This window comes from Pseudomonas sp. MF6767, from assembly GCF_016405475.1.
Lineage (GTDB): Bacteria > Pseudomonadota > Gammaproteobacteria > Pseudomonadales > Pseudomonadaceae > Aquipseudomonas > Aquipseudomonas paracarnis.
This window is the reverse complement of the sequence record NZ_JAEKCY010000009.1, coordinates 18,352-37,788: the sequence shown is the minus strand read 5'-3', so window position 1 is coordinate 37,788 and position 19,437 is coordinate 18,352. Positions and strand designations below refer to the sequence as shown.

Sequence of the window (19,437 nt, the reverse complement as noted above, 5' to 3'; positions counted from 1 at the left end):
TTGTTTTGCGAGCGGATAATCATGGCAGTTGTTGCTCCAGCGGGCCGCCCAGCACCTTGAGGTATTCGAGCAGCGCCCAGCGTTCCTGCGGCAGCAGGCCACGGCCGATCACGCCATTGCCACGTTCGCCGGCACGGAATTCGTGGCCGCTGTTGTGGTTGCCGGTGATCCGGGTATCGAACAGAAAGGCATTCTTGAACGCGGCGGTTTCAAAACCCAGATGGCGTGGATCGTAGTTGAACGTGCCTTTATAGAAAGTAGTGCTGCGCTCGTCCTGGGGCGAAAGCAGTTGGTAGATCGTCGGCACCGACCCGTTGTGCAGGAACGGTGGGGTAGCCCATACGCCTGCCAATGGCCGTGCCTTATAGGCGCGTAATTCGCGCACGCCAATCGGCAGGCCGAACCCGTCCAGGCTTGGGCGCTCTGCCGGGGTAACGCCGGCGGCGCGGTAGGCATGTTCTTCGACGAATGCGGTGACGTACGCCAACCCCTGGGCTACGGACATTTTTTTCAGGTCCAGTGGCGCGGTGGGGGCCGGGTGCAGTTCAACATTGAGTCGGGCCAGTTCGGCCGGGTCCCATTGCAGGGCGCTGAGGTCATAACGCTGATCGGCAATGTTGCTGGCGGTGCCGGGGTCGGTGCCGATGTAATCCACCGGCAGCATTTTCAACTGCTGTACAGGGCGACCATTTTCTTCGGTAACGGTCGGCAGGTGGCAGCCTGCACAGTTTTCGGCGAAGAGTGCGCGGCCCTGGGCGGCGAGGGGTTTGTCGATGGCGCCGAACAACGCCTCAGGCCAGGTCGGCGGTTTGAGACGTTGCAGGGTTTCTTCGATCAGGTGCAAGTCGCGCACCCGCACGCTGGAGGGGTAGCGTGCAGCGCCTTGCAGCGGTTGGCCGGCGCTGTCGAAGAAGGCCAGGGTAGCACCTACACCAAGCGCTTCACCGATATTGCGCGCCATGGGCTGCTGCGCTGAGCCATTCCACTGCACCCAGTCGAAGGTCCAGATGTCCCACAGCTGCGGGTAGTCCACGGGAGCGTTGGCGACGCGATAATTATCTGGGGAAATGGCATCGCCAAAGCTGGCATTGGCGATGCGCCCGAAGGCGTCAGTACGGCCGGGGCCTTCCTCGGTGGGGTAGAGGCCGCGATGGGTATCATTCCAGGCGACTTTGAGGAACTGGTTGAGCGATTGCTTGAAGTCGCTGCGCAGTTGGTTGTGCTGGGCGTCGTACTGGTCACCCAGGACCTTGCGGGCGAAGCGCTCGAACTTCCACGGGTTGTAATAAGTGGCGGCGAGGCTGGCGACCAGTGCCTGGCCGAAACTGCCGCCCCGCAAGGTGGGGACGCTGGAGGGCAGTACATGTTGAGCCGAGCCGCCATCGATGCGCAGGGCCTGGCCTTTGAAATGCAACTCCCCCGTATGGCAGGCCGCGCAGGTGATGTCCAGGTACTGAACCTTGCTGTCGGCATTCTGGTGCCGGGCGAAACCCACCGGCAGGTTGCCAGGGTTTTGCGTGGTGGGCACCTGCCTGGGATCGACCAGGAAACCAAAGCGCGCCAGGTACTCCGGCGCGGCAAAGCGTTGCTCGGAGAACGGCAGCTCCAGAGCCGTGAACCAGTCGTAGTGCAGGCCCTTTACCTGGGTGCCCTGGGGCGTGAAGTAGAAGGTCTGACGGTCCGCGGCACTCCACTGGTCCTGGTAGTGCACCTGCTCCACGGGCATGTAGTCCGGCAGCTTGGGGTTGAGGGTGTAATAGAGCACCACGGCCAGGGTCAGGCCCAGTGCGATCAATATCAGGAGTAAAACACGGGAAAAAGTGCGCAAGATAACTATCCTTGTCGAATTGTCGCGTTGTTATGCCACTGCGCCACAGGTGCGGCAAGTGACGATTAGCCTGCTATCAGCCGGTTCCGCGATCCGTCGCGGGCCCCCATGATAAATGGAAATGCTTTTAAACACGTGAACTTATCAGAAGTTTCCTGCTCACATGCCGGTAGCCATTGGTCGGGGCCGCCTGATAAGCTCGCGACTTTATTCGAATGCCCTTTTGGCGCATGAACAAGGAAATAGCATGAAACAGCATCGGTTGGCGGCGGCGGTGGCCCTGGTTAGCCTGGTACTTGCGGGTTGTGATTCGCAAACCAGCGTAGAGCTGAAAACCCCGGCGCAAAAAGCTTCCTACGGCATCGGCCTGAACATGGGCAAGAGCCTTGCCCAAGAAGGCATGGATGACCTGGACTCCAAAGCGGTAGCCCAAGGCATTGAAGATGCTGTCGGCAAGAAAGAGCAGAAGCTCAAAGATGACGAACTGGTTGAAGCCTTCGCCGCGCTGCAAAAGCGTGCCGAAGAGCGCATGACCAAAATGAGCGAAGAGTCGGCAGCTGCCGGCAAGAAATTCCTCGAAGACAACGCCAAGAAAGACGGCGTCGTCACCACCGCTTCCGGTCTGCAGTACAAGATCGTGAAGAAGGCCGACGGCGCCCAGCCTAAGCCAACCGACGTGGTGACTGTTCACTACACCGGCAAGCTCACCAACGGCACTACCTTTGACAGCTCTGTAGATCGTGGTAGCCCGATCGACCTGCCGGTCAGCGGCGTGATCCCGGGTTGGGTCGAAGGCTTGCAACTGATGCATGTTGGCGAGAAGGTCGAGTTGTACATCCCGTCCGACCTGGCCTACGGCGCCCAGAGCCCGAGCCCGGCGATCCCCGCCAACTCCGTGTTGGTATTCGACCTGGAGCTGCTGGCCATCAAGGACCCAGCCAAGGCAGAAGCAGCAGACGCACCTGCTGCACCAGCCGCCAAGAAGTAATCGGCGCCTGAACACACAACGCCCCGTCTCGACGGGGCGTTGTTGTTTTCGGGGCTGTATCAAAGGATGCAAAAATCTTCTGTGGGAGCTGGCTTGTCGGGTCGCCGCATCGCTGTGATGACCGCCAGACGCTCAGCACTCCAAATGTGGGAGCTGGCTTGCCTGCGATGACGGCCTGCCAGCCTACACCTACTAACTGACACACCACGATCAACCTGTGGGAGCGGGCTTGCTCGCGAAGGCGGCCTGGCAGTCAACACAGTTGGATTGTGTACATATCCATTGCTGCGGTAACGGCCACATAGGGTTCCGCCCTGACGGCGGCTCACTTTGCAAGAGCGGCAAAGTAAGCAAAACGCTCTTGCCCCACCACTCGGCACCTCGCTCAGGCTCGGTGTGCCCGTAATCCGCCAGTGATTTGGGGGGAGGGGGGGGCGCCGCCACGCGCCATCCATGGCGCGGGGCGGCTAAACCGGCATCCCTGCTACAGCCTGTAAAGTTGTGTTGATGCGTAAGGCAATCGCAGGCAAGCCAGCTCCCACATTTGGAGCCCGGGGTGTCTGGGAGATAGGCATCGGCTGGCAGGCTGCCACGTCGTACCGGGTCGTGTAGATGTCTATCGCTATCGCACGCCAGCGAGCCCCTGCGTTGAAGCCTCTGCAAATCCAAACGAACGTCCGCAATCGGACACAGTCTGATATAAGACTCGAGCACGGGTAGCCGCACATACATGCCAAGTCAATGAATTCTTGGGTTTTTTTTTATGTGCGCAAAAAACGCCCGATCTGACTGTAGGCCTTGTAGTCCGTGGCTTTCAGCCGATAAAACAGGCTCTGTTCACAAGGTTATCCACAATTTGTGTGGATAACCTTTTATGTCGCCTGGAACTGGAGTGCCCAATGAAACCACCGTTCAATTTCACCCGTTTCCTGCCCATGGCCGCACGTCTGCTCGGCCGTGGCCGCCTGCCCACCCTGTTGTTTGCCGTCGCTGCCAAAGGCTCAAGCCAGGGCAATCGGCTGGGCCAGTTAAAGGACGATCTGAAATTGCTCCAGGCCCTGTGCCTGGCTTACTGGCGCGGCGAATACCGAGCGATCAGCCCCAAGGCGCTGCTCTCGGTGGTAGCGGGGCTGATGTACTTTCTCAGCCCCATTGATGCAATCCCGGACTTTATCCCGATGTTCGGCATGTTCGACGACATCGCCGTGCTGGCGTGGGTCATGAAGACCCTGAGCGGCGAACTGAGCGCCTTTCGTGCGTGGCGCGATGCGCAACGCCCGGAAAAACTCGCGGTGGTTGAGCGCCTCCCCGCGACGCCTGAGCTGCTGGCCCGGGAAAACCCACAAAAAAACTAATGATGCCGGGTATCCCCCGGCGACCTTCGTGGCTGTTAGGATTACACTTCTAAGGAAAGAACTTACTTAGTAAGTGTTTTTATCCTACGGGGCAGTCATGGATATTCAGATCATTTCACGCGATGGCGCACCCGAATACGCGGTGTTGCCATGGGACCAGTACCAGGCGCTGCTAAAAGCTGCCGGTCAGCAGCAACCTACACCCGCTTCTTCCCCTGCCGCCTCTACCGCCATTGATCAGGACCTGCGCCCGCTCGCAGCCCTGCGCGGCCTGCGTGAAGCCAAGGGGCTGGCTATCGAGACCCTGGCACGCACAGTGGGGATCAGCCCCTCATACCTTGGATTGATTGAAAGTGGTGAACGCCAGCCGGATGCCGCCATTCGCCGCAGCCTGGCTTGGGAATTGGGCGTAGCAGGTTGGAGGGATGAGTCTTGAGCCTACGTATTAGCCGTCAACACTGGGATGGGTTGCTCAACGAACTGGATCAGGCGCGGCGCCAGCGCCATTTGCTCACCTACCGTGCACTGCTTGAGCGCCTGCAATTCCCCACGCCGGCCATGCAGACCCTGGCGGCGGCCCTGGAGCACCTGGCGGCACTGGATGCCAAGGCCGAGCAGCCGCTGCGCAGTTCCCTGGTGATCAGCCAGGGCGCCAGCCGCCTGCCGCGCACCGGTTTTTTCGAATGTGTGGAGCGTCTGGGGCGGTTCAGCGGGCCGTCCGATGGCGTCGCCGCCGCGTCCTGGCATGCATCCGAAGTGGTGCGGGTGTTCGAGTACGAGTATCCGGAGTCCGCCGAGGCCTAAAGCGCCTGGGGGCAGGTGTCCATGCTGTCGATCACGTGGATGCTGTAGCCCGCCACATCCTTGGCATGGTGCTTGGCTTGTGACGCCAGCTCTGCCAACTGGCTGGCATCGAGTTGTGCGCAGGCCTGAGGATACAAGTGCACTACACCGATGGACAGCGACAGCAACGCAAACTCCTGGCGCACGCCCTGGCGATTGAGGGCCACGAAGCACCCAGCCTCCAGATGTTCAGCGCGGTAGAAGCGTCGGCATTGGGTATGGAAGTCATCCAGCAACTGGTTGAGCCGCTTGCGCCAATCCTGCGGGCCCAGCACCAGCAAAAAATCATCCCCACCAATATGCCCGACAAAGTCGCGGCTGGGGTCTACCCGGTCGTTGAGGCACTGCGCCAGGCACAGCAGCACTTCATCCCCGCGCCCGTAGCCGTAGATATCGTTGAACGGTTTGAAACTGTCGATATCCACATAGCAGATCACCGACTCGCGCTGTTGCTGCAGCAGCCGGGTGAGGCACTGCTGGATCGGCACATTGCCAGGCAACAAGGTCAACGGGTTGGCGTAGCGGGCCTGCTGGATTTTCAGCTCCGTGATCAACTTGAGCACGTCGATGACCCGACCCAGCCCCAGGTAATCACCGTTCAGGGTTATGATGAAATCCTCTTCGATGCGTTGCCGCGCGCGGCTGGTCAATAAGCGGCTGACCTGCTGCAAGGACTGGCTCAGTTCCACCGCCAAAAAGTCATCGCTCATCAAGCGGCTGATGGGTTTACGTGCAAACAGATCGGTCGCGAACGGCTTGAGCAACGCGTCAGACAACGAGTGCCGGTGCACAATGCCGACCGGGCAACCGCGGCCGTCCAATACCGCCAGCGAGTTGAGGTTGGCCTGGCGGCGGAACGATTCCAGCACTTGAGCGGTGGCGGTGTCTTGATCCACGGCGGGCTGCTCATTGAGCAGGGCGCTCAAGTCACTGCCTTCGTCATTGAGGGCCAGCGTGGCGTTATCCGGCTTGGGCAGCATCAGGCGCGCTTCCTGCGGCGGCTTTTCCTGAGGGCGGCAGAGCAGGTAGCCCTGGACCAGGTCGACGCCCATCTCGGTCAACACCGCCAGTTCTTCCGGCAACTCGATGCCCTCGGCAATCACTTGGGCGCGGGACGCCCTGGCGATCTGCAGGATCGAGCCGACAAACTCACGCTTGAGGGCGTCCTGGTGAATGCCGTCAATAAAGTGCCGGTCGATCTTCACGTAGTCCGGGCGCAGCTCGGACCACAACCGCAAGCTGGAATAACCGGCGCCCAAGTCATCCAGTGCGATGGCAAAGCCCATGTCGCGGTAGTGGTGCAAGGCAGTTTGCAGCAGCGCGAAATCGTCGGTGGGTGCCTGCTCGGTTAGCTCGATCACCACTTGGCTGGGAGAAATGCCGAAGTCGCGCAACAGTTGCAGCGTGCGCCCTGGCTGATGTGCGTTCTCCATCAAGGATTCGGGAGAGATATTGAGGAACAGCTTGCCGGGCAGTTTCTGCTCGCTGAAGCGCCGGCATGCACTCTCTCGACACGCCATGTCCAATTCGCTCAGGCGCCCGGCGTGGCTGGCCACCGAGAACAGTGCGACGGGGGAGTGCAGCGGGCTGTTGGACGGGCCACGACTGAGAGCTTCATAACCGAGGATGCGCCGCTCCGACAGGCAGATGATCGGTTGGAACAGGCTGTGCAAACTGCCTTGAGCCAGGATTGAGCCCAATGCATTCAGCTGTTCGGTCATGGTCATGGCGGTCTCGATCAAAAAAAAGGACCGCAGGCGTAAACCTGCGGTCCTTTTATTTCACGACAGAATGATGTCTATATGATGACACTCCGAGGAGCGATCACATTAAATCGCCATCATTTACTGCTTGGCCACCTGCTTGGTGATTTTCAGATAATCCAGCAGGATCCGGCCAGTCTCGGCCAAGTAAGCGTCGTCTTCCGGCTTGGTTTTATCCGCCTCGGTCGGCAGCGCGTCTTCATCTTCTTTCTTCAGCTCTTTGAGCGGGTCTTCACCCTTGGCCTTGCGGCGGGTGTTTTCCAGCACCAGTTGCTGATTCTCGATGCTGGAGTGCTGTGCACGGCGATCCGCTTCGTTGAGGCTGACGGTCTTCTCTTCCATCAGCTTCTTGGCCAGGGCCAGCTTGTCGCGGATAAACACGAACTCGGCGTCCTTGGCAGAGCGGGTGTCATGGTCAGCCTTCAACTGAGCCAGGAAGGGCTTGAACGGATCCGACGCCGGCTTGATCGCAGGGCGGATGGTGTCCCACGGCATGGCTTCAGGCAGGGCGCTTTCGCCGATTTCCTTGGTGTCGATGATCGAAGGGAAATCGATATCCGGCAGTACGCCTTGATGCTGGGTGCTCTGCCCGGATACCCGGTAGAACTTGGCCAGTGTCAGCTTGAGCTCGCCATGGTTCAGCGGTTGGATGGTCTGCACGGTGCCTTTGCCGAAGGTCTGGCCGCCGATGATCAGTGCGCGGTGGTAGTCCTGCATGGCGCCGGCGAAAATCTCCGAGGCCGAGGCCGAGAGACGGTTGACCAGCAGCGCCATCGGCCCTTTGTAGAAGGCACCCGGGTTCTCGTCTTCGAGCACGTCGACACGGCCGTCAGCGTTGCGTACCAATACGGTCGGGCCCTTGTCGATAAACAGGCTGGTCAGCTCGGTGGCTTCCTGCAGGGAGCCGCCGCCGTTGTTGCGCAGGTCGATGACCACGCCGTCGACTTTCTCTTTCTGCAGTTCTGTCAGGATTTTCTTCACGTCGCGGGTGGTGGACTTGTAGTCCGGATCACCGGCGCGGAACGCCTTGAAGTCCAGGTAGAAGGCCGGGATTTCGATCACGCCCAGCTTGTAGTCCTTGCCATCCTGCTTGAGGTTGAGGACTTTCTTCTGCACGGCCTGGTCTTCGAGCTTCACCGCTTCACGGGTGATGGACACGATCTTGCTGGTCTGGTCGTTCGGTGCATTGGTGTGCGGAATCACTTCCAGGCGCACCACGCTGCCTTTAGGCCCACGGATCAGCTTGACCACTTCGTCCAGGCGCCAGCCGACCACATCGACCATCTCTTTGTCGGCCTGGGCCACGCCGATGATCTTGTCGGCCGGTGCCACTTGCTTGGTTTTGTCAGCAGGGCCTGCCGGCACCAGACGTACGATCTTCACCTGGTCATTGTCGCTTTGCAGGACGGCACCGATGCCTTCCAGGGACAGACTCATATTGATATCGAAATTTTCCGCGTTATCTGGCGACAGATAATTGGTGTGCGGGTCGTAGGACATCGCAAAGGTGTTGATGTAGGCCTGGAAGATATCCTCGGCACGGGTCTGGTCCAGGCGTGCCAGCTGGTTTTTGTAGCGCTTGGTCAGCAGTTCTTGAATGGCCTTGGGCTCTTTGCCGGCGATCTTCAAGCGCAGCACTTCGTCCTTGACGCGTTTGCGCCACAGGTCGTCCAGGGCTGCGGTGCTGGTCAGCCAAGGGGCGTCCTTGCGGTCTACCAGAAGGGTTTCTTTCTGGGTGAAATCGAGTTTGTCGACGCCCTTGTTCAGCTCACCCAACGCGAAGTCCAGACGCGCTTTGACGCGGTCCAGGTAACGCTTGTAGATGGTGAAGCCGGGTTGCAGGTCGCCGCTCTTGAGGAAGTCGTCGAATTGGGTCTTCCACTTGTCGAACTCAGCGATATCGCTGGCCAGGAAGTAGCTGCGCGAGGGGTCCAGCAGCTTGAGGTAGCTGTCGTAGATGATCACCGAGCGAGCGTCGTCCAGCGGCGGCTTGCTGTAGTGATGGCGCTTGAGCAACTCGACGACGTTAAGGCTGGCAATCACCTCATCGCGATCAGGCTGAAGGTTGTCCCAGCTATTGGCTGCGAACGTATTGGTCGACATCGACGCGAAGCCGAGACCAATGAAAAAAGCGAGGGCGGTGCTGGGGAACAGATGCTTCATGCTGATTCGACGCGGGGGCAATTGATAACGCATATTAGGCCGTCTTTGAGGGAGCCGGTTCCATATGGTCCGGTCGCATAATGCAAAAAGCCCGGCGCTACAGCACCGGGCTCAGTCCAGACTCACTATGGAGGCACTGTGAAAGCATTGCAAGGCGTTGACGGTGATGTGGGGGGCTAGAACAACCTCGTCCTACGTCCGGTGTAGTCCATATTGCCAATAGCCTGACCGAATCCTAGATTGAAATGCAGTCAGTGTGGGAGCTGGCTTGCCTGCGATAGCGGTGCGCCAGATGAAGAATTCTTCACTGTTGCACCGCTATCGCCGGCAAGCCAGCTCCCACAGGTTGATGTCTATTGATTCAGGTCCAGTGGTGGATCGGCCAGCCGGCCTGTTCGGCATTGGCGCGCAACACCGGGTCCGGGTTCACCACCTGCGGGTGATCCACCTTGAGCAGCAGCGGTAAATCATTGCGCGAGTCCGAATAGAAATAGGCACCTTCAAGGGTTTCGCCTTCCTGCTCCAGCCATTCCAGCAACCGCGTGATCTTGCCTTCACGGTAAGTCAGTACACCCTCTGTCTTGCCGTCGTATACCCCATGGCTGACGCTCAGGTTAATCCCCAGCACTTCCTCGATACCGATACGCGCAGCAATCGGCGTGACCAGGTGAGTGCCCGAAGCGGAAATCACCAGGATCCGGTCACCGTTCGCGCGGTGGCGGGCGATGGTCTTGGTGGCGTCGCTGTAGATCAGCGGCTCGATCACGTCCTCGACCCACGGCTCCACCAGGTGCTCGATTTCTTCCGGGGTTCGGCCGATCATCGGCTCCAGGCTGAAATCCATGAAATCTTCCATCAACAGCTTGCCCTGGCTGTAGGCATCCATCAGCTCGTTGTTCCTGCGCATGAATGACTCAGGGTCTACCCAGCCGAGGCGGCCCATCTGTTCGCTCCACAGCGTGGCGCAGTCGCCGTGGATCAAGGTGTCGTCCAGATCAAAAATTACCAATGCCATCGGTGATGCTCTCTCTCAATAGGTCGCTGCCTGTCAGGCTACTTCACACAGTGCGCTGGGGTCGATGGAAAGTGCCAGGCGTTGGCCGTCCGGATGCAGGTCGTCGGCCGAACGATTGAGCACATCCACCACCAGCTCGACACCACGGGCTTCGATGCGGTAGCGAATTACGTTACCCAGCAGGCTGTGGCTACGCACCAACGCATCGAGCTCGCCACTGCGGCTCAACTCGATGGCCTCGGGGCGAATCGCGATACGCCCGCTGATCGGTCGCTGCAGCAGTTGGCTGGCCTTGTCGGCATCGAGCAGGTTGTAGTTGCCGATAAACCCAGCAGCGAACACATCCACCGGCGCGGTATAGAGGGTTTCGGCATCGCCGCTCTGCACGATCTTGCCCTGGTTCATCAAGAAGATGCGGTCGGACATGGTCAGCGCTTCTTCCTGGTCATGGGTCACGAAGATCGTGGTCAGCCCCAGCTCGCGCTGGATCTGGCGGATCTGCTCGCGCAAGTGCTTGCGAATACGTGCATCCAGCGCCGACAGCGGTTCATCGAGCAACAGCAGGCGCGGGCGGGTTACCAGGGAGCGGGCGAGGGCGACGCGCTGGCACTGGCCACCGGACATCTGGTGCGGATAGCGGCCGGCCAGGTCCTTGAGTTCCACCAGTTGCAGCACTTCTTGCACGCGCTTGTGACTGTCGTCGGCGTTGACCTTTTGCATGCGCAGGCCGAAGGCAACGTTCTGTTCCACGGTCATGTTGGGGAACAGCGCGTAGCTCTGGAACACCATGCCGATCTGGCGCTTCTGTGGGCTCAGAGGCACGATGTCCTGGCCATCCAGGAGGATTTGGCCACTGTCCACCGGCGTAAGCCCGGCGATGCAGCGCAGCAAAGTGGATTTGCCGCAACCGGACGGGCCGAGCAGGGTGACGAACTCGCCTTTGGCGACCTCGCAATTGATATCGCTGAACACCGGGGTGCCGGCGTAGCCTTTTTGCAGGTGTTGGACGCTGACGAAGCTCATTGGCTTTTGTCCTTGTTCAAGAGAGTGGCGGCCCAGGTCAGTACCAGCACGAAGAAGAAATAGGAGATCACCACGGCACTGGTGAAATGGCCACTGCTGTTGCGCATGTTGTTGAGGTACACCTGCAGGGTTTCGTAGCGGGTGCCGACGAGGATGTTGGCGAACACGAACTCGCCAAACAGGAACGAGAACGACAACAGCAGCGCCACCATCAGGCCCTTGCGCAGGTTGGGCAGCACCACCAGGATCGCGGCCTGCCAGGTGCTGGCGCCGAGCAGTTGCGAAGCGTCCATCAGGTCGCGCAGGTTGATGGCTTGCAGGTTGTTGGTGATCGCTCGGTACATGAACGGCAGCGCGACGGTGAAGTAGCAGCCGATCAAAATCCACGGCGTGCCCACCATCGCCAGCGGCCCGGAACCGTACAGTTGCAGCAGACCCACCGAGGACACCACCGGCGGCACCGCAAAGGGCAGCAGGATCAGGATGTTCATCAGCGCGTCGAGCTTGGGAAAGTGGTAATGCACCACGAACAGCAGCGGCAAGATCAACACCACCGAGAGGATAAGTGCGCCCACGCACACCAGCAACGATTGCCCGAAGGCCATCAGAAAGCGCGGGTCGCTCCACAGCTGTACATACCATTTCACGCTGAAGCCGGCAGGCAGGATGGTTGCCGACCAACTGCTGGAAATCGAGTAGACAAAAGTGCCCACCAGCGGCAGCACCAGGATCAGGAACAACAGGTACACCACCACCCGATGGTAGAGGGAGGCCGTACCGGCTTCAGCGCGAGACATGGTAGCTCCTCTTGAGCAGCAGTTGATGCACCACCGTGACCACGGTCATCAGCGCCACCAGCACCACGGCCAGGGCGCTGGCCATGTTCGGGTCCAGCGACACATCGCCGGAGACCAGGCCGGCAATGCGAATTGGCAGCACGTTGAAGTTGCCGGTAGTAAGCGCATAGACCGTGGCGTAGGCGCCCAGGGCATTGGCCAGCAGGATCACAAAGGTGCCGAGCAGGGCCGGGGTGAGCACCGGCAGGCCGATATGGCGCCAGAACTGCCAGCCATTCGCACCGAGCAGCGCGGCAGATTCGCGCCAGTCTTCGCGCAATGCGTCAAAGGCCGGGTAGAGCAACAGTACGCCGAGGGGGATCTGGAAATAGGTATAGAGGATGATCAAGCCGGTTTTCGAGTACAGGTTGAAGTCCTCGATGATCCCGGCCTGCTTGAGCATGAGGGTGATACTGCCGTTGAACCCCAGCAGGATGATGAACGCGAAGGCCAGGGGCACGCCGGCGAAATTGCTGGTCATGTTGGCGAACGCGGTGACGAAGTTGCGCAGCGGCGAATCCACTCGGCGCAGTGAGTAGCTGCCCAAGGTGGCGATGATGATGCCGAAGATGCTGGAGTAAAAGCTGATCTCCAGGCTGAACTGGATGGCCTGCCGGTAGAACTTCGACGTGAAGATGCGGGTGAAGTTTTCCAGGCCCCAGCCGGCCTCTTCGGTTTGCAGGCTGCTGATCAGCACCCACACCAGCGGCGCGATCTCGAACACGATAAAGAACAGTGCGAAGGGCAGCAGGCATAGCAGGGCCAGCCATTTACCGCGGGTCAATGCATTCACTTGAGCAACTCCCGGCACACAGGTTTGTCGTGGGGCACGCCGAGCAGTTCGCAGACGGTGCCGCACAGGTCGGTCTGTTTCGGCGCAGCGTCGCTGTCCAGGCTGAAGGCGTCACCGATGACAAACAGTGGCACTTCCCGTTCTTCGCGCAACAGGCCGTTGTGGGAGCGGTCGTTGTTCATGCCATGGTCGGCGGTGACCAGTATCTGGTAGCCGGCGTCGAGCCAGCCTTGCAGGTAGTCGGCCAGGATAATGTCGGCCGAGCGTGCGCTGTTGCGGTATTGCGCGGTGTCGAGGCCATGCTTGTGGCCGGCGTCGTCGATGTTCATCGGGTGCACCAGCAAAAAGTTTGGCGCGTGCTTGAGCCTCAGGCTTTCGGCGTCGGCGAACAGGTGGGAATCGGGGTAGTGGTCATTCCAGTAGAAATGCCCGTGCTGGATCGCCAGCGCCTTGTCGTCGATGTGACGATCACGGGCGGCGAGAAAGGGCGTGCGGTTATACAGCTCGCTGACCCAGTGGTAAGCCGCCGCAGCGGTGCTCAAGCCGGCGTCGGTGGCGTAATGGAAAATGCTGCGCTGGGTGGACAGGCGCGAGACGTTGTTGTGCACGATACCGCTTTGGATCGGCGGCACGCCGGTGAGGATGCATTCATACAACGGGCGGGACAGGGCAGGCAGTTCACATTCCAGTGTGTAGAGGGCTGCGCGTCTTGCGCCGACGTAGGCCTGCAAGTGCCCCATGGCGTGCCGCGCAACCTCGAAGTTGAGGCCGTCGAGCACCACAAGGATGACATTGTGCTTCATGGGGGCTGGGGCTCCGCAACAGAGGATATGGCTCAGTATCAACTTGGGATGGGATCAAATGTGGGAGCTGGCTTGTTGTGGCGAGCAAGCTTGCTTGCGCTGGGGTGCGGAGCACCCCCAAAAAGCCGGCTCCAGCTACGCTGTCGAGCGGGAGCAAGCTCCCTCGCCACAGCAAGCCAGCTCCCACACTGACCGCCTTTGGATCAGAGAGACCGATTACTTCATTTCTACGATGACTTGCTCGTTCCACATCTGTGGCAGCTTCTTGGACGTCGCTTCCCAGGCATCGGCATCCTTGATCGGCTGCGGGTTGGCCTTGGTGTACTGCTCGCCCGGGATCAGGTTTTTGGCAACGTCCGCCGGCAGTTTCAAATCGGTTTCAGCCCGGATCGGACGCGCATTGCCGCGTGCCAGGTTGAGCTGGCCGGCATCGCTGAAGATGTATTCGCGGGTGAGCTTGGCGGCGTTCGGGTGCTTGGCGTATTTGTTGATGATGGTGGTGTAGCCGGATTTCACCGAGCCATCCGAGGGGATCAGCACCACGTAGTCATCCGGGTTGGCCATCTTGGCCTTGTAGCTCAGGCCGTTGAAGTCCCAGACGAGGCCCACTTCGACTTCGCCTTTTTCCATGGTGGCGATGGTCGGGTTGGACAGCGAGAGCCGACCTTGCTGGGCGATCTTGGTGAAAAATTGCAGGCCCGGCGCGATGTTTTTCTCGTCGCCTTTGTTGGCGATGGCTGCGGCGAGTACTGCGTTCGAAGCCTGGGCGGCGGTGCTCACGTCACCCACCGAGACCTTGTATTTACCGGTTTGCAGGTCAGCCCAGGTGGTGGGCACTTCGGAGCCGTGCAGCAGCTTCTTGTTGACGATAAAGGCGATGGTGCCGGTGTAGGCCAGGGCCCAGTGACCGTCCTTGTCTTTCGCCCAATCCGGCACCTGCGCCCAGGTGGACGGTTTGTATGGCTGGGTGACTTCCTGTTTCACCGCGATCGGGCCGAAGGCTGCGCCCACGTCACCGATATCGGCGCTGGCGTTGTCTTTTTCGGCTTTGAACTTGGCGATTTCCTGGGCCGAGCTCATGTCGGTGTCGATGTGCTTGAGGCCGTAGGTCTTGGCCAGGTCTTCCCAGGTGCCTTTCCAGTTGGCCCAGTCATCGGGCATGCCGACGCTGTTGACGGCGCCTTCCGCTTTGGCGGCGGCTTCCAAGGTTTTTAGATCGGTATCAGCAGCCATGGCGGCGGTGCACATGGCAATGGTCGAGCCTAACAGTGATGCCAGGAAAAGCTGTTTCATCCGAAGCTCCTTTGGGCGTTTTCAACGCGGCGTTTTATCTGAACGTTAGCGGTGGTTTGGTCTAGGTCAGCAATACCTGAGCCAATCTAGGCCCCCTGGATGACAGTTTCATGTCGATGTCGTTTTTGAAGCGCTGATGTCGCTCAGCTCCGACTTAGCGTAGACCATGTCCAAGTGCCCGCAGGCTCTGGACTTGGCCGATGTATTGCAGGGGGTGGTAGAGGCAGTCGACAGCCTTTGTCATCTGTCGGTCATGTGGAGTGCCTAGGCTGGCACACAGCAGCAGAAGCCCAGATAGAGCGCGTTTTGTGCACCTGAACGGTGCTGGTCTAGTCCAGATAGGTAACGTTGATGCGTGATGAGGCAATCAAGGCGGTAACCTCCATCGGCCTGGCGCTGCAAGAGCAGATCGACCATGGCCTGTTGCCGCCTGCCAGCAAACTGCCCGCCGAACGCAAGCTCAGCGAGTTGTTTGGTACCACTCGGATTACCGTGCGGGAAGCCTTGTTACAGCTTGAGGCCCAAGGGCAGATTTACCGCGAAGAGCGTCGGGGCTGGTTCGTCTCGCCGCCACGGCTGGCCTATAACCTGATGCAGCGCAGCCATTTTCACGCGATGGTCAGCGACCAGGGGCGTGAGGCTTCCACGCAGGTCATCTCAGCACGCTTGCAACCGGCGTCGGCGGCGGTGTGCGCGTGGTTGCAGTTGCCGGCGTTGTCGAGCGTGATCCAGATTTGCCGGGGGCGCAGGATTGACGGGCGCCTGGTGTTGTATGTGGAGCACTATCTGAACCCGCAGTATTTTCCGGGAATCCTGGCGTGTGATTTGAATCAGTCGATGACTGAGCTGTATGCCAGCAAATATGACTTGCGCTACGGGCGGGTGCGCTTCGAGATTGTGCCGACCTCACTGCCGGTGGAAGCGGCCGCTGCGCTGCGGGTCTCGGTAGGCAGCCCGGGCTTGCGCATCGCCCGGGTCAATTACGACCAGCATCAACGCCTGATCGACTGTGACCTGGAGTTCTGGCGGCATGATGCGATTCATGTGGGTGTGGATGTGGTGTAGCGGCTGGTGCACCGCGAACCCATGTGGGAGCTGGCTTGCCTGCGATGCGGACGCCTCGGTTTATCAGGCGCACCGAGTCGATACCATCGCAGGCAAGCCAGCTCCCACAATGAACCGAGTTTATCTCTGACGGATCGGTGGCTTGCCTAGGGTGTGAGTGCCTTGATCACTTGGTCCACATTGGTTTCCAACTCCGTCACCGGGTCGGCACCGTCCACATTCAATACCAACAGTCTGGAGCCGCCGGCAGTGATGGCGGTTTTGACTGCATCGCTGGGTTGACGGTGATGCAGCACCACGGCCACATCGTTGTCCTTCAACGTGCTGCTGAGTTTTTGCAGCGCCTCGGGCGTCCACTCGGCATCGGGCCGTGCATCGGTGCCGAGCACTTCCAGGTTCAGGCTGCTGACCAGGTACGCGAAGTGATCGCTCAAGCTGAGCACACTCAGGTTGTCGGCCTTGGCCAAGCGCGCCTCGCTGTCGGCGGTGAGCTTGAGTAAACGCTGTTTGAGCGCGGCCAGGTTAGCGTCGATCCTGGGTTTGGCAGCCGGCGCCAGGCGGCTCAGGTCGGCTGCCATCACGTCGGCCATGCGCCCCATATTGTTGCTCGATTGCCAGGGTTGGCTGTTCAAGCCATCGGTGACACCCGGTTGTACTGCGATACCCGGCAAGCCGCCGTCCACCGGGCGTGCGGCATCGACTTCGACGATGCGGATATTGCTGCGCCGCGCCACGGGGTACAGCGGGTCATCGGCCCACAGCGAGCGCAGGCCGATGGCCGCGTCGGCGTCCAGCGCCAGCTTGTTCAGTGCCGCAGCACCGCGGCCGGTGAAGTAGGACACCTGCCTCGAACCCGGCAGGTTGGCCGGCGCGGCGCGTTCAAGCGTTACGTTGGTGCCTTTGAGCAGCGCCTCGGCCAAGCCGTAGGTAATCGGCAGCGAGGCCAGCACCTTGACCGGCTGCTTGGTCTTGGTCAGGGCTGCGTGACCGAGGCCCTGGTTGACTTTGAAGTCCTTGGCGTCGAAACCGTCGACGGCCAGCGCCGACGTACTCATCAAGCAAGCGATGGCCAGGGCCAATGGGCGAAAGACAGGGCGCATTATCCAAGATTCCCTTTGAGGCTGGGCACAACGCCACGGGCGATGGCGGCGAAGGCGAAGGCGATACCGGCAACCAGAATGATGGCGGCGCCGGATGGGATGGGCAGGTCGAAGATGATCGGCAGCAGGATGCCGCACAGGGTGCTGACGGTAGCGATCAACACCGAGATCCAGAAAAACCCTTTGAGTGACTGGCTCAACAGGCGCGCCGCAGCGGCAGGAATCACCAGCAAGGCGCCGACCAGGATTGCGCCTATGACCTTGACCGCGGCAACGGTGATCAGGGTCACCAGGATCACGAACAGGTAGTCTAGGCTTTTCACCGCCACCCCGCGCACTGCCGCCAATTGCGGGTTGAAACTGGCCAGCATGATGCGGTTGTACAACGGCAATGCCAGGGCCATCACCAGCGAGCCGACAATGGCCAGTACCAGCAGATCGTTGCCGTTGACCGTCAGCACCGAGCCAAACAGCACGTTCTCGAGAATGTGCACGTTGATCTTGCCGGCCAGGATCAGCAGCAGGCTTGCCCCCAGTGCCAGGGACACCGACAGGAATACGCCGATCAAGGTATCGGGCGCCAGGCCGGTGCGGTTACGCAGGTAATTGAGCAGGATGCCGAACAGCAGGCAGTAGCCAAACAGGCTGCCATAAGGCCCGGTGTAGGGTTCGCCCAGCAGGATGCCCACGGCCACGCCGGTCAGCGCGGCATGGCCGACCGCTTCGGAGAAAAACGCAAAGCGCTTGACCACCACCAGCGTGCCCAGGCCGCCCAGCACCGGGCCGATCAACAAGCCGGCGAGCAGGGCGTTGACCACAAACCCGTAGGCCAGGGCTTCGGGCAGGTAACCGGAGGAGGCCCAGCCCTGGACCATCAAGCGAAAGGCTTCATAATTCATGGCGCCGGGCTCCGAGGGTGGGTGGAGAACAGAGTGAGCAGGCGGTCCGGGGTCAGCGCCTCTTTCGGTGTGGCGTCGAACAGCACGCGGCGGTTCAGACCGGTGACGCGGTCGGCCAGGCGGCCAACGGCCTCCAGGTCGTGCTCGATCCACAGCACCGTAATCCCTGCCAGGCGCCAGTCGTTCAATAGCCGTTCGAACACCTGGATACCCGCCTCGTCGAGGGCCGACATCGGCTCATCCAGCACCAGCAACTGCGGCGCCGGAATCAGCCCCTGGGCCAGCAGTACGCGCTGGCGCTCACCGCCGGACAACGCGCCCATGCGGCGCTTGCGCTTGTCTTGCATGCCGACGCGCTCAAGGGCATCGCCAATCGCTGCTGCGTAATGCTTGGACAGGCCCAGAAACGCCGGGCGACGCTGGCACATGGCAGCCATGAAATCGTCCACAGTCATCGGCAAGCCCCGGTCAAATTCCAGCGCCTGGGGCACGTAACCGATGGTGCCGGGTGTGGTTGGCCATTCCAGGCTCAAACGCCCCTGGTGCGGCGTCTGCCCCAACAGGGTCTTGATCAGCGAGCTTTTGCCGCCGCCGTTGGGGCCGACCAGCGCATGGATGCTGCCCGGTTGTACCTGGAAACTCACGCCATCAAGGATCACGGTGCGCCCCAGGGTCAGCGAGACCTGGTCGAAGTTCAGGGTGGGGCCGACGCTGACGGGGTTCAGTTGCTGTGCGGCGGTCATGCTCCCGACTCCTGAATCGCCCGTACTACGGTGTTGAGGTTGCCGGTCATCTCCACTTCGTACTTCTCGGCGCTGTATTCGCCGTAGGAAATATGTGACAGCGGGTACAGCTTGACCCCGGATTCACGCTGGATGGTATCGACGTAGGTGGACGGGAAATCCATCTCCGAGAAGATCACTTTCACATCCAGGGCACGCAGTTCATCGATAGTCTTTTTCAGCTGGCTGGGGCTTGGCTCGATACCGTGGGCCGGCTCGACCACGGCGGTGACCTCCAGGCCAAACTCGCGCAACAGGTAGTCGTAGGCCGCGTGTACGGTGGCGACGCGCAGGTCGGGGTTGGGCGCGCTGGTCAGCTTGGCCAGGGCGTCGGCGCGCATCTGGCGCAGGCGCTTGCCGTAGGCGCGGGCGTTCTGGGTGTAGGTTTTGGCGTTGTCCGGGTCGAGCTTGCCCAACTCACGGGCAATGTTATTGACCTGGGCAATCGACGCGCTGATCGACAGGAAGGTGTGCGGGTTGACCACCTTGCCCGCACCGCGTGCCGCGTTACCTGTAGCGGCGAGCAGCGGCACGTTGGCGTTGGCTTCGATCACCGGGATGTCCGGGCGCTCGCTGGTGGCGATCATGCGGTCGGCGAAGTCGTCATGGCCGACGCCGTTGAGCACGATCACATCCAGGGTGCCGATGCGCTTGATGTCTTCGGCGCGCGGCTCGTAGGCATGGGGGTTGAAACCGGCGGGAATCAGCGGCACCACTTCGGCCTTGTCGCCCACGATATTGGCCACGTAGCTGTAATAGGGGTGCAAGGTAATGCCGATACGCAGGCGCTTGGCCGCCTCGGCATTGGCAAGGGGGGCGAGCATCAGGCTGAACAGGCCAACCAGCAACAGGCGCAACAGGGGCGATGACATAGACATGGGCAATCGG

The 19,437-nt window shown here is 60.6% G+C and carries 18 protein-coding genes; 5 read left to right on the top strand and 13 right to left on the bottom strand.

Annotated elements, in window-relative coordinates:
* Positions 1-19: 19 nt before the first annotated feature.
* Positions 20-1,828: a di-heme-cytochrome C peroxidase gene (locus JFT58_RS15850; protein WP_054897870.1), complete on the bottom strand. Its 1,809-nt coding sequence runs from the start codon at positions 1,826-1,828 to the stop codon at positions 20-22.
* A gap of 247 nt (positions 1,829-2,075) precedes the next feature.
* Here JFT58_RS15850 and JFT58_RS15845 point away from each other — a divergent pair, with 247 nt between their 5' ends.
* From JFT58_RS15845 to JFT58_RS15830, 4 genes are all read left to right on the top strand, one after another.
* Positions 2,076-2,816 carry an FKBP-type peptidyl-prolyl cis-trans isomerase gene (locus JFT58_RS15845; protein WP_003190133.1) on the top strand — a complete coding sequence of 247 codons (741 nt, stop codon included), beginning with the start codon at positions 2,076-2,078 and terminating at the stop codon, positions 2,814-2,816.
* Positions 2,817-3,715: 899 nt separating this feature from the next.
* Complete coding sequence (locus JFT58_RS15840; RefSeq protein ID WP_054897871.1) at positions 3,716-4,171, top strand: YkvA family protein; 456 nt, start codon at positions 3,716-3,718, stop codon at positions 4,169-4,171.
* Between the two features lie 97 nt (positions 4,172-4,268).
* The gene (locus JFT58_RS15835; RefSeq protein ID WP_034127238.1) at positions 4,269-4,607 is read left to right on the top strand and encodes a helix-turn-helix domain-containing protein; all 339 of its coding nucleotides are present in this window, start codon (positions 4,269-4,271) and stop codon (positions 4,605-4,607) included.
* Positions 4,604-4,975 carry a hypothetical protein gene (locus tag JFT58_RS15830; protein WP_005786715.1) on the top strand — a complete coding sequence of 124 codons (372 nt, stop codon included), beginning with the start codon at positions 4,604-4,606 and terminating at the stop codon, positions 4,973-4,975. Before JFT58_RS15835 ends, JFT58_RS15830 begins: the two co-directional genes overlap by 4 nt.
* Here the strand turns inward: JFT58_RS15830 and JFT58_RS15825 are convergent.
* The 8 genes from JFT58_RS15825 to JFT58_RS15790 form a co-directional block, all read right to left on the bottom strand.
* Positions 4,972-6,741: a bifunctional diguanylate cyclase/phosphodiesterase gene (locus tag JFT58_RS15825; RefSeq protein ID WP_054897872.1), complete on the bottom strand. Its 1,770-nt coding sequence runs from the start codon at positions 6,739-6,741 to the stop codon at positions 4,972-4,974. The genes JFT58_RS15830 and JFT58_RS15825 overlap by 4 nt on opposite strands.
* A 117-nt stretch (positions 6,742-6,858) precedes the next feature.
* On the bottom strand, positions 6,859-8,940 hold the full coding sequence (locus tag JFT58_RS15820; RefSeq protein WP_223816873.1) for a carboxy terminal-processing peptidase: 2,082 nt from the start codon (positions 8,938-8,940) through the stop codon (positions 6,859-6,861).
* Between the two features lie 361 nt (positions 8,941-9,301).
* Entirely contained in the window at positions 9,302-9,955 is a 654-nt protein-coding gene (locus JFT58_RS15815) for an HAD family hydrolase (RefSeq protein WP_054897873.1), read from the bottom strand.
* Positions 9,956-9,988: 33 nt separating this feature from the next.
* Complete coding sequence (locus JFT58_RS15810) at positions 9,989-10,978, bottom strand: ABC transporter ATP-binding protein (RefSeq protein ID WP_034127242.1); 990 nt, start codon at positions 10,976-10,978, stop codon at positions 9,989-9,991.
* Positions 10,975-11,775, bottom strand: coding sequence for an ABC transporter permease (locus JFT58_RS15805; RefSeq protein WP_032892564.1), 801 nt, complete (start codon positions 11,773-11,775; stop codon positions 10,975-10,977). Before JFT58_RS15805 ends, JFT58_RS15810 begins: the two co-directional genes overlap by 4 nt.
* Positions 11,762-12,607 (bottom strand): ABC transporter permease, encoded by an 846-nt coding sequence (locus tag JFT58_RS15800; RefSeq protein ID WP_044267910.1) that lies wholly within the window; start codon positions 12,605-12,607, stop codon positions 11,762-11,764. The genes JFT58_RS15805 and JFT58_RS15800 overlap by 14 nt, the downstream gene beginning before the upstream one ends.
* Positions 12,604-13,410 (bottom strand): alkaline phosphatase family protein, encoded by an 807-nt coding sequence (locus JFT58_RS15795; RefSeq protein ID WP_054897874.1) that lies wholly within the window; start codon positions 13,408-13,410, stop codon positions 12,604-12,606. The genes JFT58_RS15800 and JFT58_RS15795 overlap by 4 nt, the downstream gene beginning before the upstream one ends.
* A 216-nt stretch (positions 13,411-13,626) precedes the next feature.
* Positions 13,627-14,703, bottom strand: a complete 1,077-nt coding sequence (locus tag JFT58_RS15790; protein ID WP_003190150.1) for an ABC transporter substrate-binding protein — start codon at positions 14,701-14,703, stop codon at positions 13,627-13,629.
* 351 nt (positions 14,704-15,054) lie between these two features.
* Here JFT58_RS15790 and JFT58_RS15785 point away from each other — a divergent pair, with 351 nt between their 5' ends.
* On the top strand, positions 15,055-15,768 hold the full coding sequence (locus JFT58_RS15785; RefSeq protein WP_054897875.1) for a UTRA domain-containing protein: 714 nt from the start codon (positions 15,055-15,057) through the stop codon (positions 15,766-15,768).
* A 146-nt stretch (positions 15,769-15,914) separates the two neighbouring features.
* On the opposite strand, the gene JFT58_RS15780 is transcribed toward JFT58_RS15785, so the two are convergent.
* From JFT58_RS15780 to JFT58_RS15765, 4 genes are read right to left on the bottom strand one after another with little or no spacing between them, the layout of a single operon-like run.
* Positions 15,915-16,868, bottom strand: coding sequence for a metal ABC transporter substrate-binding protein (locus JFT58_RS15780; RefSeq protein ID WP_054897876.1), 954 nt, complete (start codon positions 16,866-16,868; stop codon positions 15,915-15,917).
* Positions 16,868-17,767 (bottom strand): metal ABC transporter permease, encoded by a 900-nt coding sequence (locus JFT58_RS15775; RefSeq protein ID WP_054897877.1) that lies wholly within the window; start codon positions 17,765-17,767, stop codon positions 16,868-16,870. The genes JFT58_RS15780 and JFT58_RS15775 overlap by 1 nt, the downstream gene beginning before the upstream one ends.
* Complete coding sequence (locus JFT58_RS15770; protein ID WP_054897878.1) at positions 17,764-18,510, bottom strand: metal ABC transporter ATP-binding protein; 747 nt, start codon at positions 18,508-18,510, stop codon at positions 17,764-17,766. Before JFT58_RS15770 ends, JFT58_RS15775 begins: the two co-directional genes overlap by 4 nt.
* Complete coding sequence (locus tag JFT58_RS15765) at positions 18,507-19,427, bottom strand: metal ABC transporter substrate-binding protein (RefSeq protein WP_054897879.1); 921 nt, start codon at positions 19,425-19,427, stop codon at positions 18,507-18,509. Before JFT58_RS15765 ends, JFT58_RS15770 begins: the two co-directional genes overlap by 4 nt.
* Positions 19,428-19,437 lie beyond the last annotated feature (10 nt).